The sequence below is a fragment of the Lentzea nigeriaca genome (assembly GCF_016907955.1).
In the GTDB taxonomy this organism is placed as follows: Bacteria; Actinomycetota; Actinomycetes; order Mycobacteriales; family Pseudonocardiaceae; genus Lentzea; species Lentzea nigeriaca.
Map to the genome: position 1 here is coordinate 84197 of NZ_JAFBCX010000024.1, position 12608 is coordinate 96804.

The 12608-nt window shown below is 69.0% G+C and carries 9 protein-coding genes; 7 read left to right on the forward strand and 2 right to left on the reverse strand.

Features of this window, described 5'->3' with window-relative positions; all coding sequences use genetic code 11:
- Positions 1 to 82 precede the first annotated feature (82 nt).
- Positions 83 to 847: an EI24 domain-containing protein gene (locus tag JOD27_RS41555; RefSeq protein ID WP_204767879.1), complete on the forward strand. Its 765-nt coding sequence runs from the start codon at positions 83 to 85 to the stop codon at positions 845 to 847.
- On the opposite strand, the gene JOD27_RS41560 is transcribed toward JOD27_RS41555, so the two are convergent.
- Together JOD27_RS41560 and JOD27_RS41565 are read right to left on the reverse strand one after the other, a co-directional pair.
- Positions 844 to 2796, reverse strand: a complete 1953-nt coding sequence (locus tag JOD27_RS41560) for a beta-propeller domain-containing protein (RefSeq protein WP_204767880.1) — start codon at positions 2794 to 2796, stop codon at positions 844 to 846. The genes JOD27_RS41555 and JOD27_RS41560 overlap by 4 nt on opposite strands.
- Positions 2797 to 2859: 63 nt before the next feature.
- Positions 2860 to 3666, reverse strand: coding sequence for a S1 family peptidase (locus JOD27_RS41565; RefSeq protein WP_204767881.1), 807 nt, complete (start codon positions 3664 to 3666; stop codon positions 2860 to 2862).
- 171 nt (positions 3667 to 3837) lie between these two features.
- Between JOD27_RS41565 and JOD27_RS41570 the strand changes: the two genes are divergently transcribed.
- From JOD27_RS41570 to JOD27_RS41595, 6 genes are all read left to right on the forward strand, one after another.
- Positions 3838 to 4212, forward strand: coding sequence for an FKBP-type peptidyl-prolyl cis-trans isomerase (locus JOD27_RS41570; RefSeq protein WP_204767882.1), 375 nt, complete (start codon positions 3838 to 3840; stop codon positions 4210 to 4212).
- 144 nt (positions 4213 to 4356) lie between these two features.
- Positions 4357 to 4890: a YbaB/EbfC family nucleoid-associated protein gene (locus JOD27_RS41575; RefSeq protein ID WP_204767883.1), complete on the forward strand. Its 534-nt coding sequence runs from the start codon at positions 4357 to 4359 to the stop codon at positions 4888 to 4890.
- A gap of 35 nt (positions 4891 to 4925) precedes the next feature.
- Positions 4926 to 5231, forward strand: a complete 306-nt coding sequence (locus JOD27_RS41580; protein WP_204767884.1) for a type VII secretion target — start codon at positions 4926 to 4928, stop codon at positions 5229 to 5231.
- Positions 5231 to 9682 (forward strand): DUF8616 domain-containing protein, encoded by a 4452-nt coding sequence (locus JOD27_RS41585; protein ID WP_204767885.1) that lies wholly within the window; start codon positions 5231 to 5233, stop codon positions 9680 to 9682. Before JOD27_RS41580 ends, JOD27_RS41585 begins: the two co-directional genes overlap by 1 nt.
- Complete coding sequence (locus JOD27_RS41590; RefSeq protein ID WP_204767886.1) at positions 9679 to 10542, forward strand: immunity 49 family protein; 864 nt, start codon at positions 9679 to 9681, stop codon at positions 10540 to 10542. Before JOD27_RS41585 ends, JOD27_RS41590 begins: the two co-directional genes overlap by 4 nt.
- 685 nt (positions 10543 to 11227) lie before the next feature.
- The gene (locus JOD27_RS41595) at positions 11228 to 12124 is read left to right on the forward strand and encodes a hypothetical protein (protein ID WP_204767887.1); all 897 of its coding nucleotides are present in this window, start codon (positions 11228 to 11230) and stop codon (positions 12122 to 12124) included.
- The last annotated feature ends 484 nt before the right edge of the window (positions 12125 to 12608 follow it).

Genomic DNA, 12608 nt, shown 5'->3' on the forward strand with positions numbered 1-12608 from the left:
GCACTGGTCTCGCATCATGCCCGCCCTGCCGAATTCGCGCTTCCTCCATCTCAATTGGGCCGTCACGGACTATCCTGCGCGCGTGATCAAGGACTTCGGGGCTGGCATCGCACTCCTGCTGCGCGGGTTCAAGCTGGTTTTCAGCTCACCCAAGCGCGTGCTCATCGGGGCGTTGCCCGCGGTCATCACCGCTGTGCTGATGATCACCGGCTGGGCGCTGCTCTTCGCCTACATCGACTCGATCGCCGACTGGCTCACGGGGTTCGCGGACTCGTGGAGCGAGACCTGGCGGGACGTCGTCGAGGTCGCCGTCGGAATTTCGGTGATCGCGGTGACGCTCGGCCTGAGCGTGCTGCTGTTCACCGCGATCACGATCATGATCGGCGGACCGTTCTACGAGTACATCGCCGAGGAGGTCGAGGACGAGCTCGGCGGCGTGCCCGGTGCGGAGCAGGTCGGCTGGTGGCGCGGGTTCGGAGTCGGGCTGCGCAGCACGATCATGCTGGTCGGCATGTCGATCCTGTTCGCGATCCCGTTGTTCTTCTGCGGGTTCATCCCCGTGGTCGGGCAGACCGTGGTGCCGGTTCTGGCCGTGTGCATCAACGGCTACCTGCTGGGCATCGAGCTCACCGGCATCCCGTTCACGCGGCGCGGCAAGTCGTTCAAGCAGCGCAGGCAGGTCCTCGCGACGCGGCGGGCGATGGTGCTCGGGTTCGCCGTGCCCGCGTACCTGCTGTGCCTGATCCCGCTCGCCGCGATCGTCGTGCTCCCTGCGGCGATGGCAGGCGGCACGGTGTTGTCGTACCGCCTGCTCACCGGCGACCATCCGGTCGCCCAGAACGGCTAGAACGGCAGCCAGGCCTGCTGCGCCAGGCCGTTGCGCGCGTTGATCTGCGCACCGGCCGCGGAGACCGACCACAGCTGGTCGCCGATCACGATGGTCCGCCTGGCACCGCCGTAGTTCTGGCTGGACGGCTCGACGATCCTGCCGGTCTCGCGCAGCTGGTTGCCCTCGACCTTCAGCACCAGCGAGGACGCCTCGTAGTTCGTCCTGTACTGCGCCACCGGGATCACGAGCGTGCCGTCGGGCGGCCAGTACAGGAACGCGTGCGGGTCGAACTGGGCCTCGGAGTTCGAGTCCGGCAGGTGGTACTGCGCGAGTCGTTGCGGTGACGCGGGGTTGCTCACGTCGAACAGCGACACCTGTGTCCCGGTGGTGCGGCCCTGGCCGTTCGCCTCCTGGCCGACGCCGATCAGCTTCCCGTCGCCCGCGGGGTGCAGGTAGGCGGAGTAACCGGTGATCTTCAGCTCGCCCGTGACCTTGGGCTGCTTGGGATCGCTCAGGTCCAGCGTGTAGAGCGGGTCGGTCTGCCGGAACGTGACGACGTAGCCGAGCTTGCCGATGAAGCGGACGCTGTAGATGCGCTCGCCCTTGCCGAGCCCGCCGACCTGGCCCTCCTTCGTCAGCTGGTTTCCGTTGCGGCGCAACGTCGTGACGAAGCTTTCCGACTGCGGAGGTTGCTGTTGCCGTGGCGCGACGTCGGACTGGATGCGCCAGCAGCAACGGGTCTCCGTGCCCGTTGTGGTGGCGACGCGCAGAACACCGTCGTGTTCGGACAATGAGTACTGGTTCAGCAGGGTGCCGTTGACGTCACCGGACGCGACGTGCTTCGGCGGGCCCGCCTGGCTGATGTCGAACTGGTGGATCGCCGTGGTGATCGGGCGCTGGACCGGTGGTTTGCCGGGAAGTTCCGGCAGCAGCCGGTGGTCGTCGGCGATGTAGAGGCTGCGGTCGGTGCCGTAGACCGTGTCACCGTCGGCGACGATCGAGACCGGCTGACCGGTGCCGAGCTGACCGGACAGCTCGAACGTGAGCACCGTCAGCATCGACGTCGCCGAGTGCACGGCCGGGTGGCTGATGTTCGCGCAGTCGACGAGGGTTCCGCTGCTCTTGGCGCCGTTCTGGTCGAGCTCGTAGCGCGGCAGCCACGAGGTGATCGGCTCGCTCTGCAGGATCTCCTTGTTGCGGCGCAAGGCTCCCGCTTCGTTGAACGTGTCGTTCGGGTACACCCACGGCAGGCGCGGCTGCGAACGGACGACGACGCGGACGGTGCCGCCGATCTGGCGGGCGTCGAGATAGAAACCGTCGGTGGAGAGGCTGCCGATCTGCTTGAGCGCCTTGAGGTCCACGAGAACCAGCTCGGTACCGGTCTGCGGGTGGTACGGGCGGTCGGGCGGCAACATCTTCTCCATGACCTGACCGGGGCCGTCGACGACCACCAGCGCGCGGTCACCGGCGACGAGCAGCTGGCTCGCACGACGCTCACCGAGGTCGACCGTGCCCGTCACGGCCCTGCTCGCGACGTCGATCACGCGCAGCTTGCCGTCGGCGATCGAGAAGACGCGTTTTCCGTCCGTCTTCACGATGTCCGGCTCGTCGACGCCCTGTTCGTGGACGTTCGTCGTCGAGTGCTCCTGCTGCTGCGCGGGAGGCGTGGCGGCGACCGGCGCGTCGGGAGTGCTCTTCTGCGCGACGCCCGCGCTCGAGTCCGTCGCCGTGCCCTCGATGGTGAGGAGACGGTCGTTGCCCCCGAGGCCGTACGCGCTGACGTACGGGGCCATGGCGCGGCGCAGTTCGGTCAGTGCGTTGTCGCACGAATCGAACGCGACGAGGCGCACCGGCCCGTAGTCCACGATCGGTGGTGGTGCGAAGGTTTCGTCCCGCACCGCGGAGCTCACACACACTCCGGCGACGGCCAGCACGGCGGCGCCGGCCAACAGCTTTCTGCCGTTCATGCCACCAGGACGGAAACAGGGCCGGGAAGGGTTGCGCGACCTTCCCGGCCTTGTTCCTCGTTGTTACAGCTGCGCGCGGATCTGCGCGGCGTAGGTGGCGACGCGGGTGTAGACGCCGGGGTAACCGGCGGACGCGCACCCCTGACCCCACGACGTGATGCCGATCAGCTTCCCGCCGGCCACGAGCGGGCCACCGGAGTCACCCTGGCAAGTGTCGGTGCCGCCCTGTGAGTACCCGGCGCAGACCATGGCCGTGGCGTTGAAGTCGCTGCCGTAGGCGCTCGAACACGTTGCGCTGCTGGTCAGCGGCACGGTGGCCTTGAGCAGGTAGCGCGAGGCCGAACCACCGGAGCTTGTCGTGCCCCAGCCGAGGATCGTCGAGCTGGTGCCCGCCGCGTACAGCCCGCTGTCCGTACTCGTCGCGAACGAGAGCGGGGTCTGCGACAGGTTGCGGTCGAGCGTGAGCACCGAGACGTCGTAGCCGTTGGTCGCGTCGGTGTAGCTCGGGTGGATCCAGATCTTCGTGACGCGGGCGACGGTGCCCGCGGTGGACTGCTTGTCGTCGCGGCCGGCCACGACGCGGACCGCGGACGCCGAGTCACCCACGGTGCAGTGCGCCGCGGTGACGACCTTGTTGGGAGCCACGAGCGTGCCACCGCAGTACTGGGACCCGCTGCTGGTCGCCAGGTAGACGACCCACGGGTAGGTGGACGTGCTCGCGCGGGTGCCGCCGACGATCTGGGCGCCGAACTCGCCGTCGGTCGTGGGGGTCGGAGCTGCTTCGGCCACGCTGACGCACGCCATTGACAGCGTTGCTGCTGCCAATGCCGCGCCGAGCCATGACCGGAGGCGGTGCAGGGTTGCCGCCATGATCATTCTCCTTCTTCTGTTGTGAACCCCCGGTGCAGGGCCGGGAGTTCTATATAGATCAACACGCAATTTCGAGACGGGGTAGGGCTGGTCTTCGTAGGCCATTCGGCCGTCTCCGCGCGCGCGTGATTGGATCGAGCGCGAACAATCCCGTTCCGAGAGGAAGTTGTGATGGCTGCCACGAAGCCCGTCGTCGACCCGCACGAGGGCCCGGCGCCCGCCGACCTGCTGGTCGAGGACCTCACGGTCGGTGACGGCGAAGAGGCCAAGGCCGGCCAGCGCGTCAAGGTGCACTACGTCGGTGTCTCGCACTCGACCGGTGAGCAGTTCGACGCGTCCTGGGACCGCGGTGAGGCGTTCGAGTTCCCGCTCGGTGGCGGCCGCGTCATCGCGGGCTGGGACCAGGGCGTGGCCGGCATGAAGGTCGGTGGCCGCCGCAAGCTGGTCATCCCGCCGCACCTGGGCTACGGCTCGCGCGGTGCCGGTGGCGTGATCAAGCCCAACGAGACGCTGATCTTCGTCGTCGACCTGCTGGGCGTTTCGTAAGAACACCCGACCTCGCGGCGTTCCACTGGTCCGCTCAGTGGAACGCCGCTGGTCTGTGTGGTGGATTTGCCAAGTCAGGGGAACTGGATCACGCACGGCTGCGTCATCCTTTGAGTCCGCCGCCGCTGGAGAGAGGGAACGCTGGTGCCCGAGGACATCGCCGGATCCGAGCAGATGCTCGCGAACTGGAACCAGAACATCCAGGAACGCGCCGCGCGTTACCAGGAGATGGCGACGCGAGTTCAGGGCATGACGATCTCCGAGCGGTCCTCCGACGGCGCGGTCGAGCTCACCATCGGTTCCAACGGGATCCTGCAGAACCTCGTGATCAACGAGTCCGCCGCGGGTCGCCGGATGTCCGAGATCAGCGGCGAGATCATGAAGCTGCTGCAGCGCGCGCAGTCGAAGATCCCCGCCCTGCTGCAGGAGGCGATGGCGGAGACCATCGGCACGCAGGACGAGACGGCCAACGTGCTGTTCGACGAGGCGAAGAAGAACTTCCCGGCGCCGCCGCCGGAGGACGCTCCAGTGCGTTCTCCGTACGACAACAACGAAATCAACTTCCGGGTCGAGGACGACGACGCACCACCGCCTCCTCCGCGCTCGACTCCGCCGCCCGCACGCCGCCGTCCGCCGTCGGATGACGACGACTTCGGCGGAGAGTCGGTGCTCTCCTGATCTTCCTGTCCACTGCTCGAACTTGAGGGGGTTCGATGACTGCCGGCGGTTTCAACGTCACCTCGGACGTGCTGGAAGCACACGCCAAGGCCCTGGAGGGCCTGCACGGGCGGTTGCAGGGAGCAGTGGACGCGGCGAACACCGTGTCGATGCCGACCGACGCGTACGGGATCATCTGCCAGCCGTTCCGGATGCTGCTCGACCCGGTCGAGCAGTGGGGCCTGAACGCGCTGAAGGGCGCCGCCGAGGCGATGGACGCCACGGCGAAACGCGTCACCGAGACCGCGAAGCACTACCAGGCCGTCGAGGACCAGATCGCTCAGACCATGAAGGGCCTCTGATGTCCACACCGAACCCGTTGGTGGCGAAGGCTCCCGCGGAACCGTCCGGCTTCTTCAACGCCGGCACCGGTGACAACGGCTGGGCGACGGGCTTCTCGATCGCCGACTCCGCGGTCGACGCCTACAAGGGCATCTCGGAGGGCAGCTGGATCGAGGGCGGCCTCGGTGTCGTCGGCCTGGTCGCCGACGCCGCCTCGATGGCGATCGACCCGTTCGGCACCCTGCTGTCCTCGGCCGCGTCGTTCCTGATGGAACACATGCAGCCGTTGAAGGAAGCCCTCGACTGGCTGGCGGGCGACCCGCCGGTGATCCAGTCGTACTCGACGACGTGGAACAACGTCTCGCAGGAACTCGGCAAGATCGCGACCGACTACAAGGCCGCCGTCGACAAGACCGCACCGTGGACCGGCGCGGCCGCCGACGCCTACCGCGGTGCGGCGGGCGAGCAGCTGGACGCGTTGTCCGGCGCGGCTTCCACCGCGGGCTCGGTCGGCACCGTCGTCGGCGTGATGGGCATGGTCGTCGGCTTCGTGCGCGAGATGGTGCGCGACCTGATCGCCGACCTCGTCGCCAAGCTGATCACGTGGGTGCTGGAAGCGGTCTTCTCGCTGGGCTTCGGCACACCGGTCATCGTCGCGCAGGCCGTGACCGCGATCTCCAAGTGGGCGACGCGGATCGGCGAGCTGATCCAGAAGCTCATCAAGACCATCAAGAAGGTCTCGCCGCTGCTGGGCCGTCTGGTCGAGATCTTCACCAAGATCATGAAGGTCGTCGGCAAGCTGGTCGGCAAGGTGACCGGTCTCGACGTGATCTCCACGAAGTCCATCAAGCCGGGCGGCCTGTTCCACCACACCGACGCGCCGGACCTCTCACCCTCAGGTGGACACGGCACGCCGTCCTCTTCGCCCACTCCGGACTCTTCGCCGTCGTCGCCGTCTTCTCCGTCCACACCGGACAGTTCGCCTTCGTCGCCGTCTTCGCCGCCTTCGCCTTCTTCGTCGTCGACGCCGGACGCGCCTTCCTCCCCGCGCACCCCAGACAGCCCGTCGACGCCGCCCCATACCCCGGACGTCTCTCCTTCGTCCGCCCGCACGCCGGACGGCTCCCCACCGCCCAACTCCCCGCACACGCCGTCCCGAACGCCGGACAGCTCACCCCCCGACGCGCCTTCACGCACGCCGGACAGCTCCCCGTCGTCCAGCGCCCCGCACACACCGTCCACTCCGGACGCTCCGGCTCCGCCGCGCAACACGGGCCAAACCGTCCAGTCCTCGGTGGCACCCCCGATCGACGCCCCACACCGCGCCGACGCCCCACACGCCCCGTCACGCACCCCGGACAGCTCCCCGTCGTCCACCCCACCCCAGGCCGCCCCGATGGGCGGCGGCACCCCGAACGCCGCCGGCAACGCCCCGTCGTCCCCAGCAGCAGCCCGCCCCTCGACCGGCGGCCAGGGCTGGACCGGCACCCCGGGCAGCCCAGCCCCGGCCGCGCCGTCCGCCCCACGCACCCCGGACATGTCGACCTCGGCCTCACGAGCAGACGCCCCGGCGCGCCCAACCTCGATGCCCACGGCCCCTTCCGCCCCGTCGACACCTTTCTCCCCGTCGAGCGGCATGCCTTCGGGCAGCGCCCCGCACGCCCCTTCTGCAGGCAGCCCGTCCGCAGGCTCCCCGAACATCAACCGCCCGGACGCAACTCCCCCAAGCCGCGCCACAGCACCCTCGTCAGCGGCCCCACACGCACCAACGGCACCGTCCACCTCGAACATGCCCCCGGCAGGCGCCCCACACGCCCCTTCCGCGGGCGCCCCAAACACCCCATCGCCAGGCGCCCCACGCACGGACGCCCCGATGCGCCCGCAGTCCCCAGCCCCGACCGCACCACACACACCTTCGGCCCGAACCGACGCCCCGCAGGCCCCGTCCCGCCCGAACACGCCACAGGCCGGCCCCTTCACGCCACACGGCCCAGGCGCTTCGTCTCACGGCCCCAACACCCCGTCCCGTCCGGACGGCCCACACGGCGGCCCCTCGCGCCCCGGCGCACCACACGGCGGCCCGTCTGCCCCCTCGCGCCCCGACGTGCCCCACGGCGGACCCAACGCACCATCACGTCCCGACGCACCCAACGCGCCGTCACGCCCGGACGCACCGCACAACAGCACCACCACGCCGTCCTCGCGAACCGACGCTCCCCACAGCCCGAACGCACCAACGCGTCCGGACGCGCCCCACAGCGGCCCGTCTGCCCCGTCGCGGCCTGACGCCCCGAACGTGCCCCACGGCCCGAACGCCCCGCACGCACCCAACGCTCCGCACGGCGGGCCGAACGCGCCGATGTCCCGTCCGGACGCACCACACGGCGGCCCCAACTCGCCGTCCCGCCCGGACGCTCCCCACCGCCCCGACGCGCCGCACCGGCCCGACAGCCCGTCCCGCCCGGACCGCAACGGCCCCGGCAACCGTCCCGATGGCACCAGGCCCGACGGCACCAGGCCCGACGGCCCACGCCCGGACGGCGCCAGGCCGGACGGCTCACGCCCCCACAGCCCGGACGGCCCCCGTTCCCGCGGCACCGGCACGGCCGAAGCACCGCACCGCGCCCCGGACGCGACCCACCCGGAAGCCGCGACCCCGCACCGCCCCGGCGCCCCACACCACGGTCCGGACGCCGACAGGCCCCACGACGGCACGCCGGACAAGCCGCACGACAACGCACCAGACAAGCCGCACGACACCCCGGACAAGCCACACGACGGCGAACCCGACACCCCGAACAGCCACGACCCGGACGCCCCACCCGCGGACCGCCCGTCCCCGGAAGAAGCGCACCAGCGTCACGCCGAAACCACCCCGGCCGGCGTGAGCCACCACGGCGGCGACCCGGACATGGGCGACCTACCCCACAAGGTCCCCAACGACCCGCGCTACTTCACCGCCGACGTCCACATCACCCCGGACGGCAAGGCCCGCATCGGCGGCCACGACTACACGCCCGCCGAGTACGCCGACATGCTGCGCCGCTCGGGCTACGACGGCAGCAAGCCGGTTCGCCTCATCGGTTGTGACGCGGCGAGCAACGACTTCGCCAAGCAGCTGTCCAAGCACCTCGACGCCCCGGTCCTGGCCCCGACCAAGCCGGCCTGGACCGACAGCCACGGCCGCGTCTTCACGAGCGACCCCGAGATCCGCCCCGACGGCACCCGCCAGCCCAAGATCCCGCCCAACGGCGAATGGGAGACCCACCACCCGGACGGCACCAAGACCAGGACCGGCGACGACGGCTACGCCCCGGACACCCACCACCACGACCCCGATGCGGACGCCGACACCGACGGCGCGCTCGACCGCGGCGACAGCAGCCCGAACGACGACCCCGAACACTGGAGCAACAAGCCCGGCGAGACGAGTGGCATGTCGCCACGCGAAAAGATCGCCGACGATGACTACATCAAGCACCACTACTACGAGCGCACGACCAACGGGCGCACGGAACTGGTGGTCCGGGCCGACCGCAGTCCCGACGTCGACGGCATGGCGCCGCCCCCCGTCGACCTCAAGGACGGCAAGCCGGAATTGAAGTCCGACCGGCCGCCTGCGGAATCACTCGGATTCGACGAAAACCGCTCGAAGGACATCCCGAGGGACGGCGCGGACGTCGACCCGGATTCCCCGGAACCGCGTGCCGACGATTACCGGCAGGATCAGGACTGGAAGGCCGCGGACGACCAGCGAATCGACGAGAAGACCCGGCAGCGCCAGGAGGCGATGGAGCAGCGTCAGAAGGCGATGGACGAAACGCCGAAGGGGTCTCCGGAGCGTTCGGAGGCCATCGGCTCGCAGACCACCGCCTCCGAGCACTTCGGCGAGCAGGTCTCCGTTCACGCCCTGCGCGACCGAGTGCACTCGCAGTTCGCCCATGCGTTCCCGGATGCCGAGGTCGATTTCCGCACCAAGGGTGGCGGCGACTTCGACTCGTCGCACACCAGCCGCGACGTGCTCGAGGTCTATGACGCGAAGACCGGCAGGGTGCTGGCCGAGATCGAGCCGATGCACCGCCCCGGCACGCCTGGCAACAGCAACTTCGACCAGGTCTACAAGGTCGACTACCTGGACGGGCAGAAGCCGGACTACGTCATTCACGAGGCGAAGGCGCCCAGCGGCCCTGCCAGCGAGCGCATCGTCCAGACCGCGGAAGGCCCGAAGGTGTACAAGCAGGGGCACCCCGCGTACTTCGAGGACACCCTGCAGGCGATGGAGCGCCGCGGCGGCGCAGAGGCAGAACTCGCCGAAGAATTGCGAAAAGCGAAGAAGGACAACCGGCTCGACTATCTCGAGGTGCGCGCGCAGACGAACGAAACAGGCGCCAGCCACGAGTTGACCGGATGGAAGTACCGTCCTTTCGAGGGTTACGATTACCAACCACGTCTGCCATTGATGCCTAGGTGAGGACCGGCAACACGATGCACGAGATTCCCCGGCACGAGATCAATGTGGAGTTCGCCCGCACACAGGTGGACACGCTGCAGCGCTTGATCGAGTCCGCGCTCGAGGACGTCGAGACGGACCCCGACGCGCTGAGTGCCGTGCGCAGGCGTGCCCTGATGCGGTTCGAGTACCTCACGGCGCTCGACCCGGCGGCGGGCAAGGAAGAGACGTGGCAGGCGGCTGTGTTCGCTTCCCAGACGGCGAGCGCGGTGTTCGCCCGGACGTCCAAGGCGGAGGACAACATCCACTACCGGCTGGGTGAGCGGGAGTACGCCTTGCCGGTGCTCGGCCCGAACCACCACGCCACCCCGGTCGACTGGATCACCGCCGCGTACCTCGCCGTGATCACGCGCAGCCAGGAACGCGTCGCCGAGCTGTGCAAGGTCGGCAAGTACACGCTGCGCGGCAGCGGTGCGCAGGTCGAGGACTACGTGCATCCCTGGGTCGAGACGCTGCAGCGCTACCTCGCCGGCGACCAGGTACCACCCTCGCTGCTCGAGTCCGTGATCGACCTGACCAACCCGGAACAGGCCAAGTTCGCAACGCGTGACTTCATGCTGTTCGTCGCCTACCCCCCGGCGAACATCCTGTTCCGCGTTCTGCGTGGCACGGCGGAGCAGTTCAACGACGCGCTCATGCAAGCGACCACCGCCCACCGCGACTACTGGCACCAGGCAGACTTCGCCGACAACCCGGACGGCTACATCGCGCTCGCCGCGCTCGCCATGGCGATCTGCGGCAAGGACAAAGGTTTCCCCGTAGAAGTCGTGTCCGACTACCTGCCGGAGAACCTGCTGAACGGCACGTGGTCGAACCGCTGACGCGGCCGAAGTCAGATCCACAACTGATATTCCGGTGTTCGCGACAACGTCGAATCCGACCACCTGCCCCAACACCTCCTCGACGCAACCTGGGTCGACGAAAAGCAGCCGGCTGAGGTCGCCCGATGGGACAAGGCATGTTCATCGAACACGTCGAGGGCAAGCTCGGCGCGATCAAGCAAGTCGAGGGCCCAAGGTGGTCATGTCCCGCTCCTGACATCCGAGAACTCGGGCACGACGCCCTGGCGCCAGCAGGCTTGGATGTTTCCACCAACCGTGGGCATGAGGGCGCCGAACGGATCACGGTCGGGCCAGCCGTTGGACATGTCCTGAGCTGCACGACATCTGGCGCGAGAAAAGGACAACCTGCTGAACGTCTATCGCGAGTCCGCGCTCTGACCAGCCCGTCGTCCAGCACGGGAGCCACGACAATGCCCGACCCCCGGGCTTCTCAGGCCGAGCGCTACGACGCCGGTCCATGACGGCCCGCAGACCGGGAAGAGCTGCGCCGGGCGGGTTCGGTGGACGTGCTGCGCACCAGACTGGGCGGGCTGGGCGACTGACCGCGTCCCCTCGCACCCGCTCGGAACAGGGTGAACCGGTGGAGGTCCGCGACCCGCCCGCACGGACATCAGCCGCCCGATAAGATCAGCGTGTTGTGCACGGGGAGAGGGGCGAGGACCACATGAGCCAGCCGGCGACACCGCTGAGCGAGCAGGACCAGCAGCAGCTGGTGCGGCAGATCGGCCGTGCCATGCTGCCGGCCGTACCGCAGGGCTGGCAGCGCATCCGGGCCGAGTACCGCGCGGCGGGCAGGCACATCGAGGTCGACCTGGCGTTCTCGGGTCCCGACGGCCAGCTGCGGCCGGTGCGTCCGCCGATGGACGTGGTGCAGATGTTCGGGCAGCTGCGCGCGGGCATGTACCACCCGGAGCGCGGCACGTGGCTGAGCGCGCTGTACGAGATCGAGGCCCCCGCGGCGTTCACGGTCGACTTCAACGCCGAGGACGAGCCGCGCTGGCGCAACACGCCGCCGCCCATCGGTTTCCGCGACGAGCTGCAGACGTTCCCGCGTCCGGACCAGCTGATCCCGGACTGGTGGCGGCAGCGCGTCGGCCTTCCGCCGCTGCCCGCGCCGGAGCCGGAACCCCAGCAGGAGTACCAGGTTCCGCCGCCGAGCCAGGCGCCGCAGGACCAGCCGCAGCAGTCCGGCGAGCTGCGGACGGCGCGCGTGTACGACGGCAAGAACGATGACGGCCGCATCATCGTCAACCGTCAGCCGGTCGACCCGCAGCTGATGGACGGCCTGCTCAACTACCTCGAGTCGGCGCCGGTCGTGCTGGCCGCGCGGAGCTACGACCTCGACGAGTTCTCGCAGAGCGGTGAGCAGGACGTGCCGCTCAACTTCCGCACCGACGGCACCTGGATCTGGGCCGGCGCGGTGCCGCACTACCTGCGCAAGTACGGCCTGCCGCCGGAGCCCGAGCTGGTCGCGCACGTGGTGGCGCGGGGCTTCCAGATCGGCGAGGTCAGCGACCAGGCGCAGGACCGCGCGGTCTCGATCATCACCGGCCAGGGCTGACGCAACCTCGTGGTGCGACCCGGAACGTTGGCGAGGTAATTCACGCTCTCGCGGCACCGCTCCCACGCCCCCGTACAACCAGTACGACGGCGTGGGAGCGGCACCACGATGCACCCGTCCGACCGCAAATTCCCCCGGCAACATCCCGCGCCACATCACTGGTAGAGCGTCGCGGCTTGGTTGTGCTCCGTTGAGTCGGGCAGGGGGCTGGGCGGTCTGGTGCTCGTCTCCGAAAGCCCGGATGGTCGCGTTCTCACGCACGTCGCTGCCGAGATGGCTGCCAACCGTGCAGTTGGCAGCGATGAGAGCGCGATCTTCATGATCGAAGCGCGGCTGCCTGCCGAAAACACCCTCGCTGTCACATCCCAAGAGATAGCTGCGACACGCTACTAGCCTCGGAATTTCGCGTGATTTGAGGTGACACGCCCCTGAACGCGCGGAAGTGCCTGTCCTGTAAGGGAAACTGGTGTTTGCGAAGACATCA